The sequence below is a fragment of the Paracoccus sp. J56 genome, assembly GCF_019633685.1.
GTDB classification, from domain to species: domain Bacteria; phylum Pseudomonadota; class Alphaproteobacteria; order Rhodobacterales; family Rhodobacteraceae; genus Paracoccus; species Paracoccus kondratievae.
The window spans coordinates 1-20,712 of sequence record NZ_JAFL01000018.1 but is presented as its reverse complement, the minus strand read 5'-3'; the positions used below and the strand labels follow the sequence as shown (position 1 = coordinate 20,712).

At 62.9% G+C, this 20,712-nt stretch carries 19 protein-coding genes, 1 other RNA gene and 3 pseudogenes; 10 read left to right on the top strand and 13 right to left on the bottom strand.

Translation table 11 applies throughout. From position 1 onward, the window contains the following. From M511_RS13525 to M511_RS13490, 8 genes are all read right to left on the bottom strand, one after another. Positions 1 to 1,017, bottom strand: a complete 1,017-nt coding sequence (locus tag M511_RS13525) for a cell division protein FtsQ/DivIB (protein ID WP_085502463.1) — start codon at positions 1,015 to 1,017, stop codon at positions 1 to 3. Beyond that, a complete protein-coding gene (locus tag M511_RS13520) occupies positions 1,005 to 1,940 on the bottom strand; it encodes a D-alanine--D-alanine ligase (protein WP_085502462.1) in 936 nt (311 codons plus the stop codon). Before M511_RS13520 ends, M511_RS13525 begins: the two co-directional genes overlap by 13 nt. Before the next feature lie 105 nt (positions 1,941 to 2,045). Beyond that, positions 2,046 to 2,966 (bottom strand): UDP-N-acetylmuramate dehydrogenase, encoded by a 921-nt coding sequence (murB, locus tag M511_RS13515; RefSeq protein ID WP_010397982.1) that lies wholly within the window; start codon positions 2,964 to 2,966, stop codon positions 2,046 to 2,048. A 54-nt stretch (positions 2,967 to 3,020) separates the two neighbouring features. Further along, positions 3,021 to 3,425, bottom strand: a complete 405-nt coding sequence (locus M511_RS13510; RefSeq protein WP_227493514.1) for a hypothetical protein — start codon at positions 3,423 to 3,425, stop codon at positions 3,021 to 3,023. Further along, a complete protein-coding gene (locus M511_RS13505; protein ID WP_010397979.1) occupies positions 3,397 to 3,672 on the bottom strand; it encodes a DUF2484 family protein in 276 nt (91 codons plus the stop codon). Before M511_RS13505 ends, M511_RS13510 begins: the two co-directional genes overlap by 29 nt. Further along, complete coding sequence (gene murC / locus M511_RS13500; RefSeq protein ID WP_085502461.1) at positions 3,669 to 5,096, bottom strand: UDP-N-acetylmuramate--L-alanine ligase; 1,428 nt, start codon at positions 5,094 to 5,096, stop codon at positions 3,669 to 3,671. The genes M511_RS13505 and murC overlap by 4 nt, the downstream gene beginning before the upstream one ends. Beyond that, positions 5,093 to 6,199, bottom strand: a complete 1,107-nt coding sequence (murG, locus tag M511_RS13495; RefSeq protein ID WP_085502460.1) for an undecaprenyldiphospho-muramoylpentapeptide beta-N-acetylglucosaminyltransferase — start codon at positions 6,197 to 6,199, stop codon at positions 5,093 to 5,095. Before murG ends, murC begins: the two co-directional genes overlap by 4 nt. Then, positions 6,196 to 7,365 (bottom strand): peptidoglycan glycosyltransferase FtsW, encoded by a 1,170-nt coding sequence (locus M511_RS13490; protein WP_010397972.1) that lies wholly within the window; start codon positions 7,363 to 7,365, stop codon positions 6,196 to 6,198. Before M511_RS13490 ends, murG begins: the two co-directional genes overlap by 4 nt. Before the next feature lie 263 nt (positions 7,366 to 7,628). Between M511_RS13490 and M511_RS13485 the strand changes: the two genes are divergently transcribed. The 6 genes from M511_RS13485 (at position 7,629) to ssrA (ending at position 13,115) form a co-directional block, all read left to right on the top strand. After that, positions 7,629 to 8,525: an ATPase gene (locus tag M511_RS13485; protein WP_085502459.1), complete on the top strand. Its 897-nt coding sequence runs from the start codon at positions 7,629 to 7,631 to the stop codon at positions 8,523 to 8,525. Continuing rightward, positions 8,506 to 9,432 (top strand): homoserine O-succinyltransferase, encoded by a 927-nt coding sequence (locus tag M511_RS13480; RefSeq protein WP_010397967.1) that lies wholly within the window; start codon positions 8,506 to 8,508, stop codon positions 9,430 to 9,432. The genes M511_RS13485 and M511_RS13480 overlap by 20 nt, the downstream gene beginning before the upstream one ends. A 4-nt stretch (positions 9,433 to 9,436) precedes the next feature. After that, complete coding sequence (gene ppk2, locus M511_RS13475; protein ID WP_010397965.1) at positions 9,437 to 10,342, top strand: polyphosphate kinase 2; 906 nt, start codon at positions 9,437 to 9,439, stop codon at positions 10,340 to 10,342. 11 nt (positions 10,343 to 10,353) lie between these two features. Then, positions 10,354 to 11,298: a TPM domain-containing protein gene (locus tag M511_RS13470; protein ID WP_085502458.1), complete on the top strand. Its 945-nt coding sequence runs from the start codon at positions 10,354 to 10,356 to the stop codon at positions 11,296 to 11,298. Positions 11,299 to 11,370: 72 nt separating this feature from the next. Further along, the gene (locus M511_RS13465) at positions 11,371 to 12,423 is read left to right on the top strand and encodes an ABC transporter substrate-binding protein (protein ID WP_010397961.1); all 1,053 of its coding nucleotides are present in this window, start codon (positions 11,371 to 11,373) and stop codon (positions 12,421 to 12,423) included. 339 nt (positions 12,424 to 12,762) lie between these two features. Next, positions 12,763 to 13,115, top strand: a transfer-messenger RNA (tmRNA) gene (gene ssrA / locus M511_RS13460). 75 nt (positions 13,116 to 13,190) lie between these two features. Here the strand turns inward: ssrA and M511_RS13455 are convergent. Next, positions 13,191 to 13,583: pseudogene (locus M511_RS13455) on the bottom strand (recombinase family protein); the annotation flags it as partial. On the opposite strand from M511_RS13455, the pseudogene M511_RS19670 reads away from it, so the two are divergent. Continuing rightward, positions 13,467 to 13,712 (top strand): annotated as a pseudogene (locus tag M511_RS19670) (DUF3363 domain-containing protein); the annotation flags it as partial. The pseudogenes M511_RS13455 and M511_RS19670 sit on opposite strands and share 117 nt — an antisense overlap. Here the strand turns inward: M511_RS19670 and M511_RS13450 are convergent. The 3 genes from M511_RS13450 to pdxR all read right to left on the bottom strand — a co-directional run bounded on the left by M511_RS13450 (position 13,663) and on the right by pdxR (position 17,460). Next, complete coding sequence (locus tag M511_RS13450; RefSeq protein WP_085502456.1) at positions 13,663 to 14,502, bottom strand: YggS family pyridoxal phosphate-dependent enzyme; 840 nt, start codon at positions 14,500 to 14,502, stop codon at positions 13,663 to 13,665. The pseudogene M511_RS19670 and the gene M511_RS13450 sit on opposite strands and share 50 nt — an antisense overlap. Before the next feature lie 28 nt (positions 14,503 to 14,530). Beyond that, positions 14,531 to 15,835 (bottom strand): serine hydroxymethyltransferase, encoded by a 1,305-nt coding sequence (glyA, locus tag M511_RS13445; protein WP_085502455.1) that lies wholly within the window; start codon positions 15,833 to 15,835, stop codon positions 14,531 to 14,533. Between the two features lie 131 nt (positions 15,836 to 15,966). Then, a complete protein-coding gene (gene pdxR, locus M511_RS13440) occupies positions 15,967 to 17,460 on the bottom strand; it encodes a MocR-like pyridoxine biosynthesis transcription factor PdxR (protein WP_085502454.1) in 1,494 nt (497 codons plus the stop codon). A gap of 110 nt (positions 17,461 to 17,570) precedes the next feature. On the opposite strand from pdxR, the gene M511_RS13435 reads away from it, so the two are divergent. Beyond that, on the top strand, positions 17,571 to 18,803 hold the full coding sequence (locus M511_RS13435) for a benzoate/H(+) symporter BenE family transporter (protein ID WP_085502453.1): 1,233 nt from the start codon (positions 17,571 to 17,573) through the stop codon (positions 18,801 to 18,803). Beyond that, a pseudogene (locus M511_RS13430) lies at positions 18,803 to 18,922 on the top strand (pyridoxal kinase); the annotation flags it as partial. The gene M511_RS13435 and the pseudogene M511_RS13430, both read left to right, overlap by 1 nt. 21 nt (positions 18,923 to 18,943) lie before the next feature. On the opposite strand, the gene M511_RS19665 reads toward M511_RS13430, so the two are convergent. Beyond that, a complete protein-coding gene (locus M511_RS19665; RefSeq protein ID WP_441339021.1) occupies positions 18,944 to 20,074 on the bottom strand; it encodes a recombinase family protein in 1,131 nt (376 codons plus the stop codon). Between the two features lie 396 nt (positions 20,075 to 20,470). Between M511_RS19665 and M511_RS13415 the strand changes: the two genes are divergently transcribed. Continuing rightward, the coding region (locus M511_RS13415; RefSeq protein WP_139824588.1) for a transposase at positions 20,471 to 20,712 on the top strand (242 nt) is incomplete at its 3' end.

Below are 20,712 nucleotides of genomic sequence, written 5' to 3'. Positions count from 1 at the left end.
TTAGCCGCTCTTTTTCGTGCTCTTTCCACCGGATTTTCCGGCGGCTTCGACCGGTTTGCCGTCAGGCCCGATCTCGGGTTGGCCGCGCGCGCGGCGAATGGCGTTCTGGGCCTCAAGCCCCAGCCGCACCACCGGCCGTGCCTCCTGCCGCAGATCGATCACCGCGATGTCGCGTTCAAACATGTCCTGGGCGCGGTCCAGCGCAATGGCACGCTCAAGCGCCTGCAGGGCCTTGTCTTCGGGCAGCTTGATGCGCTGGCCGCGATCCAGAACCAAGTCCCAGCGCCGCTCTCCAATACGTTCCAGCCCGCGCAGACGGGGCAGGATCGGCCCGGCCGCGTCGATCAGGGCCAGCGCCTCGGGGGCGGCAAGGTCTGCGCCCTCACCCGCGATGATCGGCAGATCGCCCCGCACCTCACGCGAGGTGACCGAGGCAACGCGATGCCCGGTCTTGTCAAGCAGCTCGATCCCCCGCGCATGGCGCCACAGCACCACCGGCACCCGTTCGGTCACCACCGCCGACAGCACCCCGCCCGGCTTGATGCGCAGATCAACCGCCTCGACCGCGTCAAGCTTCAGCACCCGCTCGCGCAGCTTTTCAAGGTCGATGTCAAAGCTGGAGGCCGGCAGATCGACCGGCAACATGGCGCGCAAGCCCTTGTCCACGACCGGCGAGGCCCCTTCGATGGTCATCATCTTGACCATGAACTCCTCGCGGTGCTGGATGCGATCAACGATGGCGTTGATACCACCGGTCAGATTGGCGCGGCGCGTTTCATCGGAAAGCCACAGCCCCGCGACCATTGCCGCCAGAAAGGCCGGCAGGCCGATATGGACAAGCCGCCGCACCAGCGGACGCAGCATCATCCGGTTCAGGCGATAGGCAAGGCGCGAAGGCGCAGGATCGCGGCGTGGCGCGCGGTTCAGCGCCGGGGCAGGACGCGCAGGAACGTGCCGCACCGGGGCCGGACGGCCACCGTCACCATGCCCACGGTGAAAGGGATTCAGGCCCTGCACAGCGCCTCCTCGACGATCCAGCGGCAAAGCGCGGGAAAGTCCATACCAGTATGGGCCGCCTGTTCCGGGGCCAGAGAGGTGGGCGTCATGCCGGGCTGGGTATTCACCTCAAGGATGATCAGCCCGTCCAGCCCGCGGCTTTCGTCCCAGCGGAAATCCGTCCGGGTAAGCCCCCGGCAGCCAAGCGCCTGATGCGCGCGGACAGCATAGTCGCGGCAGGCGGCGGCGATTTCGGCCGGGATATCAGCCGGGATCACATGGGTCGAACCGCCGGGCTTGTATTTGGCATCATAATCATACCAGCCCCTGGTCACGATCTCGGTGACGCCAAGCGCACGGTCGCTCAGCACAGCGACGGTCAGTTCCCGGCCCGGGGCATAGGTTTCCACCATCACCCGCGCGGGCATCTGGTCCGAGAGCTGTGGCGGACCGTTCGCGGCCTCGTGCACGATATACACGCCGACCGAAGAGCCCTCGTCATTCGGTTTAACCACATAGGGCGGGGCCATGACATGACGGGTGCGCACCTCATCGGCCGAGGCGATCACGCTATCCATGACCGGCAGCCCGGCAAGGCGCAGCACCTGTTTGGCGCGGCTTTTATCCATGGCCAGCGCCGAGGCCAGCACGCCCGAATGCGTATAGCGATAGCCCAGCCACTCTAGCAGGCCCTGAACGCAGCCATCCTCGCCCCAGCGGCCGTGCAGCGCGTTAAAGACCACGTCAGGCGCATACTCGGCCAGACGCGCGGGCAGATCCCTGCCCGCATCCAGTTCCACGACTTCAAAGCCCGCCTGCCGCAGCGCCTTCGCGCATTCACGCCCAGAGGACAGTGACACCTCGCGCTCTGCCGAGGGGCCGCCCATCAGGACCACGACTTTCGGGGCTGTCCTGCTCGACCTGCCCGCCAATTTCCGCCTCATGTCCCCGGTTGATCCGGGTATTTGTTCGGTGAGGATAGCTGTTATGGCCGAATCACAAAAGTCCCTTTTCGCATCGGGCGCGATATTTCGGGACAGGCAGGCAAGTTACGGCTCACCAATACGAATGACTTCCCATTCCAGTTGATGGCCGCTCGTCTCGCGCACCTTCCGGCGCACCAGCTCGCCTAGCGCCTCAAGGTCGGCGGCCGTGGCGCCATCGGCATTCAGCAGGAAATTGGGGTGCTTTTCAGACATTTGCGCACCGCCCAGGCGGTGGCCGCGCAAGCCCGCCTCGTCGATCAGGCGCCATGCCTTCAATTCATGGCTGTCATCGGCACGGCCGGTCGAGGAATAGCCTGCCGGATTGCGGAAGGTCGAGCCAGCACTGCGGTCGCGCGTGGGCTGGCTTGCGTCACGACGGGCAAGCTGCTCATCCATCCGGGCCGCGAGTGCCTGCGGGTCACCCTGCCCGGCGCGAAAGCGGGCCTCGGTGATCACCCAGCCTTCGGGAATTTCCGAATGGCGATAGGCCAGGCGCAGATCCGCGGCCGGGATTTCGTGCAGACTGCCGTCACGGGCGACGGCACGGACCGAGATCAGGTGATCTGCGACATAAGAGCCATAACAGCCCGCATTCATCCGCACCGCACCGCCAATACTGCCGGGAATGGTCCGCAGAAAGGTCAGGTCCAGCCCCGCCTCGGCCGCGCGGCGCGCGACATGGGCGTCAAGCGCGGCTGCCCCGGCGGTAACAGTCCCGTCCTGGCATGAAATGGCGTTGAAGCCACGTCCCAGCCGGATCACCACACCACGAATACCGCCGTCGCGCACGATCAGGTTCGATCCGACGCCCATCGGGAAAACCGGCAACTCGGGATCGAGATCACCCAGGAAATCGGCCAGATCGGCCTCATCCGCAGGCTGGAACAGCCAATCGGCAGGGCCCCCGACGCGCAGCCAGGTCAGATCGGCAAGAACTCGGTTCGGGGTCAGTGCGCCGCGCGGCGAAGGAAGCGTCTGGGTCATGTCGGTTCGTTAATCAGCGTTGCGGATGCCGTCAATGCAGCCAGGGGAAAGCAGTCACTCAGCGATACTGAAACCCACCGCCAGGGTCGACAGGACCAGCAACAGCCAGATGTCCCAGCTGCCGACGGGTGGGCGTTTCGGCGCTGACCGGGCGATCCCGTCAAAGAGCCAGCGCACCCCTGCCCCCAGCAGCAGCCCACCTGCCGCGATCAGCATCAGCAGACTCATCAGCATGCCCGCAAGGCCGGGCAAATGACCGCCGGTCTTGCTTGCGCCGATCATGTAGCACAACAGGGCCGAGCCAAGCAGCAAGGCAAAGTCGATCGCAAGCTTGCCTCCGGTCCGGGCGGCAACCCGCAATGCGCCAATGATGCCGGTCAGCACCACGACCCCGGCGACGATCAGCCAGACCTCTCCCATAGCCTCGCGCTCAGCGCAGACCGCGCTGGACCAGCGCACGGCGCCGACGCCGGGGGTCAAACGGCGGCCAGACAAGCAGGGACAGGCCAAGTGCAAAGAACAGCACGCCAAAACCCGGCCCGCACAGATAGGTCAGCCAGCCCAGCACCGGCACCCCGCAAAGAACCAGCGTCCAAAAGGCCGAATAGCGCCAGCGCAGCCGCACAAAGGGCAAGAGACAGGCCATCACGCCCCAAAGGACAGCAGCAAGCGCCGCAGTGGCAGGATGGCTTGCAAGGGCGATCACGCCGCTTTCTCCGCCAGAAGTTCGGGCAGATTATTCGCCCAGGCCGAAATAGTGCCCGCCCCAAGGCAGACCACCATATCGCCGGGCCGCGCCTGTTCGCGGACGAGCCGCGCCAGATCGGTTTCGTCGATCACAGCCCGGGCATGGCGATGGCCATGGGCAATCAACCCCGCAACCAGATCATCGCGAGAGGCACCGGGGATCGGGTCCTCGCCCGCGGCATAGACCTCGGCAATACCAACGACGTCGGCCTCGTTGAAGCAGGTGCAGAAATCGTCAAACAGGCTCGACAGCCGCGAATAGCGATGCGGCTGGTGCACTGCGATGACACGTCCCTTGGTCGCCTGCCGCGCGGCCTTGAGCACCGCCGCGATTTCGACCGGATGATGGCCATAATCATCAATGATCGTGACCCCGTTCACCACGCCAACGCGGGTAAAGCGGCGGCCAACGCCTCCGAACCGGGCCAGCGCCTCACGGATCTGGGCACGCTTCATGCCCAGATGGCGGGCGACCGCCACGGCCGCAAGCGCATTCGAGACGTTATGATCGCCCGGCATCGGCAGGGTGCAGCCCTCGATCACCGGGACATCGCCGCCATTCAGATCGGCCTCGGCCTGCAGGGCGATATCGAAATGTGCTACTCCGTCCTCATAGCGCAGGTTCATCGCCCGCACATCGGCCTGAGCGTTAAAGCCAAAGGTGACAACGCGGCGGTCCGTCAACCGGCCGACCAGCGCCTGCACCTCGGGGTGATCGGTGCAGCAGACGGCAAGGCCATAAAAGGGAATGTTCGAGACGAAATCCTGAAAGCCCTTGCGCAGCGCGTCAAAGCTGCCCCAATGCTCCATATGCTCGGGGTCGATATTGGTGACGATGGCGATGGTCGCGGGCAGACGGTTGAACGAGCCATCCGATTCATCAGCCTCGACCACCATCCATTCGCCAGCCCCGGCACGGGCGTTCGAACCATAGGCGTGGATCACGCCGCCGTTGATGACGGTCGGGTCAAAACCACCGGCGTCCAGCAGGGTCGCCACCATGGTCGTCGTCGTGGTCTTGCCATGGGTCCCGGCAATGGCGACGTTGGATTTCAGCCGCATCAGTTCGGCCAGCATCTCGGCCCGGCGCACGACGGGCAGACCGCGGCGGCGCGCCTCTTCCAGCTCGGGGTTGCCCTTCTTGATCGCGGTCGAGATGACGACGACGCCCGCATCGCCAATATTCTCGGCTCTCTGCCCTTCAAAAACGGTGGCGCCAAGGGCCTCAAGCCGGTCGGTGATCCTTGAGCGTTTCGCATCCGACCCCTGAACCGTATAGCCCAGCGTCATCAGCACTTCGGCGATACCAGACATGCCGATGCCACCAATGCCGATAAAGTGGATGGGGCCCAGTTCGCCGGGAAGTTTGGTCGCTGCGTTCATCGGGTCAGTTCCGTCACTAGATCTGCAAGGCGCTGCGCCGCATCCGGGCGACCCAGCGAAAGCGCCGCCGCTGCCATGCCGGTGGCGCGGGCGCTGTCGGAAAGGATATCCCGCATGTCGCGCCTGAGGCTTTCGGCGTCAAGCACGGATTCGGGCAAAAGGATCGCCGCGCCCGAATCCGCCAGCGCACGGGCATTGGCGCTTTGGTGGTCCCCGGTGGCGGCGGCATAAGGGATCAGGATGGCCGGACGGCCGATCACAGTGATATCCGCAATCGACGAGGCGCCGGCTCGGCTGATCACCAACTGGCACGAGGCAAGCCGTTGCGGCACGTCCTCGAAAAACGGGCGCACCTCGGCGGGAATGCCGGCGGCTAGATAGGCAGCGGTCACACGCTCGACATCCTCGGCGCGGGCCTGATGGCTGACCGACAGCCGGGCGCGCATCGCATCAGGCAGGCCGGCGACGGCAGCGGGCACGGTGTCGGAAAGCACGCGCGCGCCCTGACTGCCGCCAATGACCAGAAGGTTCAGCGCCCCCTCTTCGGAGGCAGGCGTATAGGCAGCCCCCGCCTGATCCAGCACCGCCTGTCGCACCGGGTTGCCGGTATGGAGGCCCTTCACCCCGGATGGCAACCGGGTCGGCCAGGTGCCACAGGCGACGCGATCAACGCGGCGGGCAAAAGCTGCGTTGACGCGCCCCATGATGCCGTTCTGTTCATGAACCATGCGCGGGATGCGCAGTGCCAGCGCCGCCGACATGGCCGGAATGGTCGGATAGCCGCCAAAGCCTACGACCACGGCAGGCCGGTCGGCACGCAGCGCGCGGATAGCGGCAAGGACACCCGCCCCAATGCGGAACGGCACGGCCAGCTTGGCCAGCGCCCCGCCACGTGCGGTGGTGGCCGAGCTGACGACCTCGCGCACGACCTCTTGCGGAAAAGCCCCGGCATAACGCGCGCCGCGTTCATCGGTGGACAGCTTTACCCTCCAGCCGCGTTCCAGCAGGACCTCGGCCAGCGCCTGAGCGGGAAACATATGGCCTCCGGTACCGCCTGCTGCAATCAGGCAGAGCGGCCGGCCTTGAGTCTGTACGGCGCTCATCCCCGACCTCGGCCCAGCACGTCGCCAATGCGACCCTGAGGACGGGTGCGGGTCAGCGCAAGCAGCATCCCCGCCGCAATCCCCGAAGCGATGACCGAACTGCCGCCATAGCTGATAAAGGGCAGCGTCATGCCCTTGGCAGGCAGCAGCCGCACCGCAACCCCCATGTTGATCAGCGCCTGCACGCCAAAGGCACAGGCAAGTCCCGTCCCGGCAATACGGGCAAAGGGGTCGCGTTCATTCTGCAGGCGCAGAAGCGAACGGATAACGATGGTCGCGTATAGCGCAATGATGATCAGCACCAGGATCAGGCCATATTCCTCGGCCGCGACGGCGATGATAAAGTCGGTATGCGCGTCCGGCAGCGACCATTTGACCGAGCCTTCGCCCACGCCAACGCCAAAAAAGCCGCCCTCCTGAATGGCGTTGGTCGCATAGCCCAGCTGGGTGCGCGGATCGACCTCGGCAGCAAGAAAGCCGTTGATCCGGCGGGCAAAGTGATCAGAGGCGCCATAGGCAAAGACGCCCCCCATCATCGCCATGCCAAGCACGCCGAAAAGCAGATAAAGCGGCGCGCCGGCGATGAAATACATCACGCACCACGAAAAGAGCACCAGCGAGGCCTGACCAAAGTCAGGCTGCAGCGCAAGCAGCACCACGACCACGCCTGCCAGCACCGCCGAATAGGCACGGCCAGGCGGGCCTCCGACCTCCTGGCTTGCGGCCATGAACCATGCGCAGATGGCGACAAAGCAGGGCTTCAGAAACTCGGACGGCTGCACCGACATGCCACCCGGCAGCCGCAGCCAGCGCACCGCGCCCTTGCCGAAGTCTGTGCCGATAAAGGGCAAAAGCAGGATCGCCGCCATTGCAACGGCAAAGCACAGGACCCCAAGCCGACGCACCTGCCGGGGCGAAAAGGTCGAGACGACCAACATCACCCCCAGCGCCATGGCACCAAAGACCGCCTGACGGCTGACGTAATAGAACTGCGGCAGGCCGTTCTTTTCGGCAAGCGGCACCGAAGCCGCCAGCCCCAAAAGAAGCCCCACCGCAAATAGCCCCAGCACGCAGGCCAGGGACCATCGGTCCACCGTGCGCCACCATCGGGGAAGAATCGGATCACCAGCCCGCACGGGCGTGGTGCCAAAGACCATCTCGGTCATGGGATACCGCCGTCACTGCCTCGAATTGATCGCCCGTTTGCCGGGTCTGACTGAAAGCATAGCGCGATTGGCCGTCCGACGCTACTGCGGATTCACTGACGCGGCGACAGGGGCGGATCACATCGCGCTGAGCCCGCCAGCAGGTGACAGGCCGCAGGTCTGTGCGGCACCCCCGCCGCAGGATCAGGGCCAGCTTGCACGGCCCCCTTTTCCTCGGCCCCTTGGGGGACTAACTATCGCCAAGCCCAGCAAAAGGAAGGCCCATGCTGTACCAGACCAAAGCCGAATGGCTGGCCGCCCCGAAAAAGCGCGTGCTGTTCTTTGGCATGTCGGGTCTGGGCAAGACTTTCCTTGCCTCGATGCTGCGCGCCTCGGGTGACTGGTTCCACTATTCGGTCGATTACCGCATCGGCACCCGCTACATGGGCGAGCTTATTGCCGACAACTTCAAGCGCGAGGCGATGAAGGTCCCCTTTCTGCGCGAATTGCTGCTGTCGGATTCGGTCTATATCGCCTCGAACATCACCTTCGAGAACCTTGCGCCGCTGTCGACCTATCTGGGCAAACCGGGCAGCGTCACCCGCGGCGGACTTGAGTTCGAAGAATACATGCGCCGCCAGGCCCAGCACCGCGCCGCCGAGATCGCGGCATTGCTGGACACCGGGCATTTCATCCGCCGTGCCGAAGAAATCTATGGGCTTGAGCATTTCGTTTGCGACTCTGGCGGCTCGGTCTGCGAAGTGGTGGAGCCGTTCGCTGATGGCGACCCGGTGCTTGATGCGCTGGAACGGGAGTTGCTGCTGATCTGGATCAAGGGTTCGGACGCGCATACCGAGGAACTGGTACGCCGCTTCGACCGCGCGCCGAAACCGATGTATTACCAGCCCGCGTTCCTTGACCGCGCCTGGACCGATTACCGGGTCGAAAAGGGCCTGCGCGAGGATCAGGTCAACCCCGACGACTTTATCCGCTGGACCTATGCCCGGGCGCTTGCGCATCGCCAGCCCCGTTACGAGGCCATGGCCCGGCGCGGCGTGACGCTGCTGGCCGAAGAGGTCGCGACCGTAAAAACCCCGGAGGATCTGATCGCCCTGATCGGCCAGGCGATCGAAAGACAGTCACCGACTGAAAGGACGCATGATGCCCATCACCCTGCCTAATGACCTGCCTGCCTTTGACATCCTGTCGAACGAAGGCGTCATGGTCATGTCGCCGGGCCGGGCCGCGACCCAGGATATCCGGCCCCTGCGCATCGGGCTGCTGAACCTGATGCCGAAAAAGATCCAGACCGAGAACCAGTTCGCCCGGCTGATCGGCGCGACGCCGCTGCAGATCGACTTTCAGTTGATCCGCATGTCGGATCATGAAAGCCGCAACACCGCCGCTGATCACATGGCAGCCTTCTACCGCCGCTTTTGCGAGGTCGAGGCGACGGGCGAAAAATTCGATGGCCTGATCATCACTGGCGCGCCGGTCGAGCACCTGCCCTTTGAAGAAGTCACCTATTGGGATGAGTTGAAGCGGGTCTTTGACTGGACCCAGACCCATGTGCATTCGACCTTTGGCGTCTGCTGGGGCGGCATGGCGATGGCATGGCACTTTAACCGGCTGCCGAAACACATATTGCAGGAAAAGGCCTTTGGCTGTTTCCGCCACCGCAACCTTGCGCCGGCCAGCCCCTATCTGCGGGGCTTTTCCGATGATGTGCTGGTCCCTGTCAGCCGCTGGACCGAGGTAAGCCAGGCCGACGTCGATGCAAGGTCGGGGCTAAAGACGCTGATCGCATCAGATCAGGTCGGGCCCTGCCTGATCGAGGATGCGGCGCATCGCGCGCTCTATGTCTTTAACCACTTTGAATATGACAGCACGACGCTGAAGGACGAATACGACCGCGACGTCGCGGCAGGCAAGCCGATCGACGTGCCGGTGAATTACTACCCCGACGACGACCCGTCGCAGGCACCGATGAACCGCTGGCGCAGCCATGCGCATCTGCTTTACGGTAACTGGATCAACGAGATCTATCAGACGACCTATTTTGACCTGAACCGCATCGGCGAGGCATGATCCCATGACACGGAACGGCAAAGACGCAAATGACAATCTGCCGGACCTGCCTTTCGTCGGCGCCATCACGCGCTATCTGGAAAAGGACGCCCCCGCCGCGCTGCGCAAGGCCATCGCGGCAGGCAAGGACAAACAGGTGCTTGACCCATCATATCCTTACCCCGAGGAAATGAAGGGCAAGGACTATGATGAACAGATGGCCGGGCTGCAATTGCAGCTCGTGCGGCTGATGCATGACGTCATCCGCGAGGGCAAGCGCATGATCGTGCTGTTCGAGGGGCGCGACGCTGCCGGCAAGGGCGGCACGATCGAGCGCGTGCGCGAGAACCTGAACCCGCGCTCAGCCTATATCGTCGCGCTGCCGAAACCCAACGAGCGCGAGGCGGATGAGTGGTATTTCCAGCGCTATGTCGATTGGCTGCCCGCCCGGGGCGAGATCGCGCTTTTCGACCGCAGCTGGTACAACCGCGGTGTGGTCGAAAAAGTCTTTGGCTTCAGCTCGAATGCGCAACGCGAGACCTTCTTTCGCCAACTGCCGCTGTTTGAAAACATGCTGGTCGATGACGGGGTTATCCTGGTCAAACTGTGGCTCGAGGTTGGCCGGGCCGAGCAGCTGCGCCGTTTCCTGGCGCGCGAGCGTGATCCGCTGAAGCAATGGAAGCTCAGCTCGATTGACGTCGACGGGCTGGCGAAATGGGACGATTACAGCGCGGCGATCCGCGACACGCTGCTGCGCAGTCACTCAGGCATCGCGCCCTGGACAGTAATCCGCGCCGATGACAAACGCCGCGCCCGGATTGCCGCAATCCAGACCATCCTGCGGTCGGTCGAGTTCAGGGGCCGTGACGATCGACTGATTGGCCAGCCCGACCCGCAGATCACCGGCGGACCCGAGATCCTGCCGGAATGAGGGGCGCGCGGATGCCGGATCGGACGCTTACCTCCGAACGCAGGCCGCGCCTTTTTCTGGTGGCAGCATGGATGATGGCGGCCCTCTGGCTTGCGATGCTGACACCCGCCGGGGCGCAAACGCTGCCTGACTGGCAGGACCCGCAGATCAACGACTTTGCCGGGCTTTTGACACCCGAGGATGCCCGGGCGCTTGATGAGGCGCTGACCGCCCTGCGCGATCAAACCGGGGTCGAGGGCACGGTCGTCACCCTGCCTGACCGCGCCCGCTACGGCGGCACGGACGGGCTTGAAGCCTTTACCACCCGGCTTTTCAACCATTGGGGCGTCGGCGACGCGACCCGCAACGACGGCTTCATGGTGCTGGTGCTGTCTGAAAACCGCGAAGCGCGGATCGAGCTGGGACGCAGCTATGAAAACGACGCCGACATCCTTGCCCAGGAAATCATGCGCAACACCATGCTGCCTGCCTTTCGTGACGGGCAAATGTCGCGCGGCATCCGCGAAGGCACCCTGGCAGCAATCGACCTGATCGCCCGACCGACAGCGGCAGGACAGCCGGTCCGCGCCCCGAAAACAAGCATTGTCGACCGCATCGTGCCACTGTTGTTCGGCGGGGCGTGGCTTGTGATCCTTGGCGGCATTGCGCGGCAGGCATGGCGGCGCAATCGCTGCCCGCAATGCCGCCGGCGTGGACTGGAGACACAGGCCACCCCCCTTGAGACCCCGCTGCCGGAAGGCGGGCATATGGTCTCGCATGAAACCGTGACGCGGCGGTGCCCGGCCTGCGGCTGGTCCGAAAACCGTGAGCGTCTGCGCCCGCAGACCGTCTGGTATGGACCGACCGGCACCGTGCTGCGCAGCGAGCGGACACCGGGCTATCGCAGCCTCTCGGGCGGGTCCCCGGGCTTTGGCGGCGGCTCATCGCGCGGTGGCGGGGCCTCGGGCCGCTGGTAGGCTCTGTCATGCTTGCGAGCTTGGCGTGAGGCGGCTAGCGTCAAGCCAGAGTGCCTCAAGGAAAGCTCCGACATGAAACCTCTCCGCTTCCCCGCCCTTGCCCTTGCGCTGGCCAGTTCCAGCCTGACCGCTGCATGGGCCGCCGATCCTGAACTGACGGTCTTTGACTGGGCCGGGTTCGAAGAGCCGGTGATCTTTCAGGGCTATATCGACCAGCATGGCGACAGCCCGACCTTCGCCTTTTACGGCGATGATGACGAGGCCTATCAAAAGCTCTCGTCCGGCTTCAAGGCGGATGTCGCCCACCCCTGCTCGCAGATGGTGTCGAAATACCGTGATGCCGGCCTGATCGAGCCCTGGGACGTCTCGAAGATCCCTGCGTTCGAGACCATCGACGCGAAGTTCCTGAATTCTCCGATCTTCAAGGACGATCAGGGCGTCTGGTACATCCCGACCGACTGGGGTGCGACCGCCATCGCCTATAACAAGGACACCGTCCCGGCCGAGGATGTCGCCAGCCTGAACGTCTTTATCGACCCGAAATATCAGGGCCGCACCTCGCTGCCCGATTCGGCCGACGATACCTGGGCGCTGGCCTATCTCGCCACCGGCACCACGGATTGGACGCAGGTGACGGATGAACAGTTCAAGGCGGCCGCCGACTGGCTGCGTCAGGCCCATCAGAACGTCGCCGCCTATTGGGCCGATCCGGCCGAACAGGCACAGCTGATGGCATCGGGCGCGGTAGATGTGGCCTGGTCCTGGAACGACGCGGTGGTTCTGCTGGAAAACGACGGCTTCCCGGTCGGTTTCCAGCGTGCGGCCAAAGAAGGCAGCTCGACCTTCTTCTGCGGGTTCATCAACCTCAAGAACGGGCCGGGCAAGGAAGACAAGGCCTATGACTTTATCAACGCTTGGCTGGCACCCGAGGCAGGCAAGGGCCTGCTTGACACGATCGGCTATGGCCACACCTCCAACGTCGCCATGGAGACGATCAAGGACGAGCCTGCGGTGCAAGAGGGGCTTTCGCCCGTCGACGCCCCGATTCTTTCGCAAACCCCGAACGATCCCCAGCAGCGCGAGCGTCAGCTGCAAGAGTTCGAAAAAATCAAGGCCGGCTTCTGATCGCCGCCTGATGCGCTCTGCCCCGGCAGGGCGCATCAGCTACCGCGCGGGAACAAGCCAAATAACCGCCGCCCAAGCGGTGATTTTGCAGAATGTTCCCCGCACGCGTGGCGATAGACCGGTCAGCGCATCCTGGCCGCGCGCATCACCCACACGTTCGACGTAAACGCGGGATGGGATCCCGGACGATGTGAGCGGGATCACGCCACAGATGGGTGCCCGTGTGGACGACGGTCGATTTCCTCAGCACGGAACTCACCGGCACGTGTTCCTCCCTATGTGGTAATACCGGCCAGTCAGGTATGCAGCGGCGGTCGGCCCCATCTCCCTGACATCCGCTCCCTTGCGTGTCTGCTGGGCCGCGCCTATATTCCGCCTGCTCGGGTTCGCCCGGGCTATGGGCATAAACGCGCAGGTAATAAGCGGATCGGACCCGGGGGCGGTACCCGGCGGCTCCACCAAAAACCCTCGTTGGGGGCATCTGGGGCCGAAACAGGATCGACGAACGTCTAAAGCTGTTGCTTTGTCTCGGTGAGCTACCACCGTTATCGGTGCAAAAAGTACAGTTGCCAACGACAACCGTGCTCCGGTCGCTCTGGCTGCGTAAGCAGCTCGGGTAACCGAAACTTAAGCCCTTGCGCCTAGCAGCGTAAGGCGGGGCCCGCAGGAGCCTGGCAACAGAATCCTGCACTTTATTATTCCCCTCATGCGGCGCTGTTTTCCTTGGGCTTCTGCTGTCCAGTTTTGCGAAGTTTTACCGTTTGCGTTCACGATAATCCCTCAGAATGGTGTGAGCGTCGGCCTTCGTGTCCTCGTGGCGGCAGTACCGCTGGACCATTTCCGCCGACAGTCCGATTGAATCGCTGACGCGCTGCAATCAACCCGGCCCGTGTACGTTCACTGATGAGATTGCGCTCGAACTCGGCAAAGGCGGCCATGATATGAAAGATTAACCGCCCACCTGACGTGCTGGTGTCGATCGCTTCGTTGAGGGATCTGAACTCACATCCCCTTTCGCCGAGTTCCTCAATGAACCTCACCAGATCGGTCAGGGACCGCCCCAGCCGGTCGAGCCTCCAGACCACCAGCGTATCGCCGGGCTTCAGCGCGCGCAGAACCTTCTCCAGTCCGGGCCTGTCCATGTTCGAGCCCGTAGCGCCGTGATCCTGGAAGAGCTTGTCACAGCCTGCATCCTTGTTCCGTGGCGGCTGGTTATCGACCGCCATCTCGGCCGCGAGGTCATGGGCGTCGTGCAGGGCGGATCAGTGTCGTGGCAGTTGGGGCATAGGGCGATGAGGGCGAAATCGCGCCGGGCCAGTAGAAGGCATCATCGGTCGGACGCGGGCCGAATATGGCCTGACCGACACGCACGACATCAGCACCTTCTTCGATGGCAACCTCATAATCCCCTGACATGCCCATGGATAGCTGCGTCAAGCCGGGATGAACGGCCATGGTCTTGTCCCGCAGAGCGCGCAGCAACCGGAAGCAGGGGCGCACCCGTTCGGTATCCGCGCTAAAAACTGCCAGTGTCATCAGGCCGCGAGGTTTCAGCCGGGGATATTCCGGCAAGCGTTCCACAAACGCGGTCAGATCGTCAGGGCGCAAGCCGTATTTGCTGGCCTCGCCGGAGGTGTTCACCTGCACGAACACGTCAAGGTCGCGCCCTTGTGCATCGAGGCGGCGGTTCAGTTCCTCGGCTAGCCGGAAGCTATCGAGAGCGTGAAACTCCGATGCGAAGCGGACGAGATATTTCACCTTGTTGGTCTGGAGGTGGCCGATGATGCTCCAGCGGATCGCAAGATCGGCAAGTGCTGCCTGCTTGTCGCGCGCCTCTTGCAGCTTGTTTTCCCCGAAATCAGAGATTCCCGCCGCAAAGGCGAAGCGCAGGATATGGGCGGGAACCGTCTTGGTGACGGGCAGAAGCCGCACATCTTCGGGCTGGCGGCCGCTGCGCAGGCAGGTGGCGGCAATGCGTTCCTGCACATCTTGCAGGTTGGCGGCAAAGGCGCGAGCGGGATCGTCCCCGAAGCGTGCTATGTCTTCCGACGAAAGATCGAGTTTCAACGATGCTGTCATATCCGAACAGGCTCCCGCATCATGGCGGTCAGTAGGGCAGCGGAAAGCGACCGACGAGGCCGCGCACAAGCCCGCCGATCCGTTCTCGCTCGGCTTCGAGCGTCCCCCCGCGAACGGCGCGCAGCGTGTCGAGCATCAGAGCGGCGATCTGCCTGTATTCTTCCGGTCCGAAGCCGCGTGAAGTTCCTGCCGCGCTGCCGACCCGGATGCCCGATGTTACCATGGGCATTTCGGGGTCATTCGGTATCGCGTTCTTGTTGAGCGTGATGCCGACAGATTCCAGCGCCTTTTCGGCGATATTGCCGGTGACGCCGAGAGGACGCAGATCGACCACCGCCAGATGGCAGTCGGTTCCGCCCGTGGTGATCGCCAGCCCGCCATCGGTCAAGGTTTGCGCGAGGACGCGGCAATTCTCGACCACGCGCCGCGAATAGGTCTTGAACGAGGGTTGAAGCGCCTCGCCGAACGCCACAGCCTTCGCTGCGATGACGTGCATGAGCGGACCGCCTTGCAGACCGGGAAAGGTCGCTGAATTGATCTTCTTCGCAATCTCGGCATCATTGGTCAGGAGGAACCCGCCGCGTGGCCCGCGCAACGTCTTGTGCGTGGTTGAGGTGACGACATCGGCAAAGGGTATTGGCGACGGATAGGCGTCACCGGCCACCAAACCCGCGAAGTGCGCCATATCGACCATAAGGATTGCCCCCACTTCGTCGGCGATCTGGCGGAAGCGGGCAAAATCCAGCGTGCGCGGATAGGCCGATCCACCAGCGATCAACAATTTCGGGCGATGCGTCCGCGCCAGCTCGGCCACCTGATCCATGTCGATCAGATGGCTTTCGGGGTCCACGCCATAGCTGACGACATTGAACCATCGGCCCGACAGGTTGACCGCAGCGCCATGCGTCAGATGGCCGCCCGCCTTGAGGTCGAGGCCAAGGATCGTATCGCCGGGTGTCAACAGCGCAAGGAATACCGCCTGATTGGCTTGGCTTCCCGAGTGCGGTTGCACATTCGCATAAGTGCTGCCGAAAAGCTGGTTCAGGCGCTCTATGGCGAGGTCTTCCACCACATCGACATTGGCGCAGCCGCCATAATAGCGCCGATGCGGATAGCCTTCGGCATATTTGTTGGTGAGGATCGAGCCTTGCGCTTCCAGAACGGCGGGACTGACAAAATTCTCCGAGGCAATAAGTTCGATGCAGTTGCGCTGGCGGTCCCGTTCGTCGTTAATGGCCGCGAATACGGTGCTGTCCCCACCCGACAGACTGCTGCTTCCAACACTTCCTTCCGCAAGGGGCTGGCCTGGGGCTTCGGCTGTCGATGTTGCCATCGCTTATCTCCTTCAAGGTTCAGGCAGGGAGCGGCTAACCACATGGGCATCATGCGGCAGCCGGTCCGCCGGTCCCTATCATGAGAGTGGTCTGATATTCCCAACCATTTACGGGATCATATCCAGACCATTCAGGTAGGCATCCTCACCGACTGGAGTGCGTTCGCCAGTTTTCTAACCGCAACCTCAAGCTCTGCCGGCGTGTAGGCGGCAAAGCCCATCAGGAAACCGGCCTTGCCGCCGCCCGTGGCATGTAACGGCGACAGTCCCAACAACTCCACGCCGACACGGCGCGCGGCATCCACGGCCACGCGCTCGGGAATGTCGCAGGTCAGAACGCAAGGCATCTGCAAACCACCGATAGGAATACGAGGTTCGACAAAATCGGAAAGGTGTTTGCGGACCAAGCTAGAAAGCACATCAAGCCGTTGCGCATAGATGCCGCGCATAGCGCGAACATGCGCGCCGAAATGCCCGCCTTCCATAAATCGCGCCAGCACCAGTTGCGCCATGGAGGCGGTGTGACCGTCGAGCAATGTGCGGGCGACCGTCATCGGTTTCACCAGCGGCGGCGGCAGTATGACATAGCCGATCCGTAACCCCGGAAAGAGGGATTTGGTGAAGGTGCCAATATAAATGGTCCGGTCATGCGGATCGAGACCCTGCACGCAGGCCGTGGGCTTGCCCGCATAATGGAACTCGCTGTCATAATCATCCTCGATGATCCACGCCTGATTCCGGGCCGCCCATTGGATCAGCGCCAGCCTGCGATCCAGCGCCAGTGTCACGCCGGTCGGGAACTGGTGGGAGGGGGTCAACGAAACAGCCTTGGCATGGCGGGGATCGTCCAGGATCGGCTCGACCATAATCCCCTGCCGGTCCACCCGAACGGGCACGCATTCCAGCCCCGCTGCGTCGAACGCCTTGCGTGCGCCGTAATAGGCCGGGTCTTCGATGAAAATGCGATCACCGGGATCGAGCAGCATGTTCGCGCAGAGCGTCATTGCCTGTTGCGAACTGGTCAGCACCAGCACGCGGTCGGCAGTGGCGCGCGCCCCGCGTTCGAGGTTCACATAGTCGGCGATAGCCCGGCGCAGCGGCTCGGCCCCCTGCGGATCGCCATGCAGCAGGGCCAACGTGCCGGTTTCCTTCAATACCTGTCGCTCCAGCCGTTCCCAAAGCGGGAGGGGAAAGCTGCGCGTATCCGGCACTCCGGGTGCGAAGGGGCGCGGCATCAGTATCTCACGCACACCACCGCTGCGGAACGTGGCGTCGCCGCGCTTACTTAGGTTTGGCGCTTGATTGCGCATGAGAGCGTCGCGCTTGGAGCGCCGGTGTCCGGGTGTGAACTCCGTCATTTCCGCCACGAAGCTGCCGCTGCCGACGCGCCGTTCAATGAAGCCCTCGGCATGAAGCTGCGCATAGGCGGATTCTATCGTGTCGCGCGAAACGCCCAGCGATGCCGCAAGCGCGCGAGAGGCTGGAAGCGCCTTTCCGGGGCCAATTGCGCCGTCAAGGATCAGTTGCCGGATCGCCCGCTGTATCCGCGCATGGAGCGGCATCGCCGCATGGGCAGGATGGGCGAGCCATGCCTTCACGGATTCGAGCTGCGAGTGCCTGAACAAATGGTCTGATCCTCTGGAAATAATTGGCGGGGAACATCAGGCCATTGGCCGGCTAAATGTCAAGGCATGTTCGCGGCCTCGTGCCCTGTCTTTGGAGAACCCCCGGAACCATGTCGTCCAGTCCGTCACCATCGCCCATCCGGTTGAATGATCTTACCCATCCCATCGTCGCAGGGCTGATTTCCGTCATCGTCAACTATGGCGGGACTTTCATTCTTGTCTTCCAAGCCGCGCAGGTTGCGGGCCTTAGCCCGGAATTGACGGCATCATGGGTATGGTCGGTTTCGATTGGTGTCGGCCTGACCGGGCTTTTCTTGAGCTGGCGCTACCGCGAGCCGATCATCACGGCGTGGTCAACGCCAGCCGCCGCCTTTCTTGTCACGGCGCTTGCAGCCACGTCCTATGCGGAAGCAGTCGGGGCCTACATCATCTCCGCTGCTGCCTTCGTTCTGCTCGGCATGTCGGGATATTTTGAGAAAGTCATCCGATTGATCCCGCCCGGCATCGCCTCGGGCCTGCTTGCGGGCATCCTGCTGCAATTCGGCATAGGGGCGTTTGGCGGCGCGAGCGTCGATCCGGTTCTGGTCGGCCTGCTCGTCGTCGCCTATGTCGTGCTGAAACGCTTTTCTGCACGCTACGCCGTGGTCGGCATCCTGGTGATCGGCCTTGTCTTCCTGCTTGCGCAGGGCCGTGTTGATCTGTCCGGCCTGCAATTGAACCTCGCCATGCCGATCTTCACCATGCCGGAGTTTACATTGAACGCGGCCTTGAGCGTCGCGCTGCCCTTGTTCCTCATCACGCTGACCGGACAGTATATGCCCGGCATGCTGGTGCTGCGGAACGACGGGTTCAAGACGAGCGCCAACCCTATCGTGACCACGACCGGCCTTGGCTCGCTTGTCATGGCCCCTTTCGGCTCCCATGCATTCAACATCGCCGCCATCACGGCCGCCATCGCCACAGGCCGCGAAGCGCATGAAAACCCATCGAAGCGGTGGATCGCTGGTATCGCGGCGGGCTGTTTCTATGTGCTGGTCGGCGTGTTCGGCGTGACCCTTGCGGCGGTCTTCATGGCGTTCCCCGCGACGTTCATCACCACGCTCGCGGGCCTCGCGCTGCTCGGGACCATCGGCGGCAGCCTCGCGGGGGCCATGGCGGAACCGGCATCGCGCGAAGCGGCGCTCATTACGTTCCTCGCTTCGGCCGCCAACATCAACATGCTCGGGGTCGGAGGCGCGTTCTGGGGGCTGGTGATCGGCCTAATCGCGTACATGGTGCTGAACGGACAGCTTCCCCGCAAACGACCTGCCGAAACTGCGATCAGCGAGAGCGCCGCCGAGTGATGACCATGCAGACCTCCATCATTTCGATCCAGAGTCAGGTCGTCCATGGGCATGTCGGCAATAGCGCCGCCGTCCTGCCCATGCAGGCGCGCGGATTGAACGTCGCGGCGGTGCCGACACGGTCATGATGCCGCCCCCACTCAGGAGCAGTTGTGTAATCCTTCGTCTCCACAGCCCCTCAGATCACGCTCCTGCGGCCTATGGGACTCACAAGACACCCTATCGCCGATGGTGGAAGCGCTGGCACTAAAACAGCACCATCTCGTGGCATGGCCAAGCTCGCTGCTGAACATGGCGAAAAGAATACTGTGATAATCGAGGCCACCTATTTGAAAGCCCGCCGTACCGAGAGCAGCATGACCGTGAAAAACAGGAAGCATGGTCACCCCGGAAGTGCAGCTTGTTGTCAGGCCGATACCACCTTGCATCTGAGGGAACGGAATACTCATAACGGCTTCAGGTTCCTTCAGATCAACTTCAAGCTCTGATGTCTCAAATATACCTACGGACGGGCGAACTGCGGGACAGGCATGCAGCAGCAGATTCAGGCCTGCGGGCGCAATCACTGCTGTTTTTCGGGGGTTCCAACAAGAGATTCTGGAGGCAGTAAATGTGCTGCCCATGAGCTTTTGCACTACTGCACTGCGACGTTGGACAGGCCGCGCTCTGCCCGCCCCATTGCGGGGTCTCTGGGATGGTTCGCGCCTTTCCTGCCCTTCTGCGCTCAGGCGGCGGCGCAGGGTGCTGGGCGAAACCCGATAGCGGGCGGCAATCTCCCCGAGCCTTTCCCTTCTTTCCACCAGCGCACGCCGTGCTTCGGACAGATCACAATCGCTCAGGGCAATCGGCGGCCTGCCGAGACGCCGTCCGCGTTGACGCGCTGCAATCAACCCGGCCCGTGTACGTTCACTGATGAGATTGCGCTCGAACTCGGCAAAGGCGGCCATGATATGAAAGATCAACCGCCCACCTGACGTGCTGGTGTCGATCGCTTCGTTGAAGGATCTGAACTCACATCCCCTTTCGCCGAGTTCCTCGATGAACCTCACCAGATCGGTCAGGGACCGCCCCAGCCGGTCGAGCCTCCAGACCACCAGCGTATCGCCGGGCTTCAGCGCCCGCAGAACCTTCTCCAGTCCGGGCCTGTCCATGTTCGAGCCCGTAGCGCCGTGATCCTGGAAGAGCTTGTCACAGCCTGCATCCTTGAGGGCAGCCAACTGCATGTCGAGGCGTTGATCGTCTGTCGAAACGCGTGCGTAGCCGATGATCATCGGTTGGGGTCTCCATTGTTATCCCCGCATTCATCGAAATGCACTGGAAAACATAAGGAAGAACCTATTCCTCGTGTTGCAGGGCGATTGTTTGTCGGAAAGGCATTGACACAAACGGTGGTTTATGGGCGGCGCCGAGACGCACGTCAAAATTGTGGTTCCACAAGCGATATTCCCCGCTGATACCAATCAGCTCTCTCGTTGTCAAAAACCACCGGTTTTGCCGTCAAGATCAGGATTCGAGGAAAATTTTTCCTCGGTCATCCGAAAGACGGGATCTCCGCTGGCTATCGTCTCAGCTGCCCTCCACAAGCTTTGCCTGCCATGGCTTAGGGTCAGGACCCATTGATTTACGCTTGTCGGCGTGATTCACGGTTCGAAAATCGAGCGGTGAACATGTCTGATCTTTTCTGGCTGACGGATGCGCAGATGGCGCGCCTGGAGCCCTTCTTCCCGAAGTCCCATGGCAAACCTCGCGTTGACGATCGACGCGTGCTGAGTGGCATTATCTTCGTCAATCGCAATGGTTTAAGGTGGCGCGACGCACCAAGTGCGTACGGCCCACATAAGACGCTCTACAACCGCTGGAAGCGTTGGAGCGACAAAGGCATCTTCGCGAAGATGATGGCGGGGCTGGC

Coding starts and splice junctions, on each gene's coding strand:
- M511_RS13520 (WP_085502462.1), bottom strand. CDS start 1,940: ATGAGGCGGAAATTGGCGGGCAGGTCGAGCAGGACAGCCCCGAAAGTC.
- murB (WP_010397982.1), bottom strand. CDS start 2,966: ATGACCCAGACGCTTCCTTCGCCGCGCGGCGCACTGACCCCGAACCGA.
- murC (WP_085502461.1), bottom strand. CDS start 5,096: ATGAACGCAGCGACCAAACTTCCCGGCGAACTGGGCCCCATCCACTTT.
- murG (WP_085502460.1), bottom strand. CDS start 6,199: ATGAGCGCCGTACAGACTCAAGGCCGGCCGCTCTGCCTGATTGCAGCA.
- M511_RS13490 (WP_010397972.1), bottom strand. CDS start 7,365: ATGACCGAGATGGTCTTTGGCACCACGCCCGTGCGGGCTGGTGATCCG.
- M511_RS13485 (WP_085502459.1), top strand. CDS start 7,629: ATGCTGTACCAGACCAAAGCCGAATGGCTGGCCGCCCCGAAAAAGCGC.
- M511_RS13480 (WP_010397967.1), top strand. CDS start 8,506: ATGCCCATCACCCTGCCTAATGACCTGCCTGCCTTTGACATCCTGTCG.
- ppk2 (WP_010397965.1), top strand. CDS start 9,437: ATGACACGGAACGGCAAAGACGCAAATGACAATCTGCCGGACCTGCCT.
- M511_RS13470 (WP_085502458.1), top strand. CDS start 10,354: ATGCCGGATCGGACGCTTACCTCCGAACGCAGGCCGCGCCTTTTTCTG.
- M511_RS13465 (WP_010397961.1), top strand. CDS start 11,371: ATGAAACCTCTCCGCTTCCCCGCCCTTGCCCTTGCGCTGGCCAGTTCC.
- M511_RS13450 (WP_085502456.1), bottom strand. CDS start 14,502: ATGACAGCATCGTTGAAACTCGATCTTTCGTCGGAAGACATAGCACGC.
- glyA (WP_085502455.1), bottom strand. CDS start 15,835: ATGGCAACATCGACAGCCGAAGCCCCAGGCCAGCCCCTTGCGGAAGGA.
- M511_RS13435 (WP_085502453.1), top strand. CDS start 17,571: ATGTCGTCCAGTCCGTCACCATCGCCCATCCGGTTGAATGATCTTACC.
- M511_RS19665 (WP_441339021.1), bottom strand. CDS start 20,074: ATGATCATCGGCTACGCACGCGTTTCGACAGACGATCAACGCCTCGAC.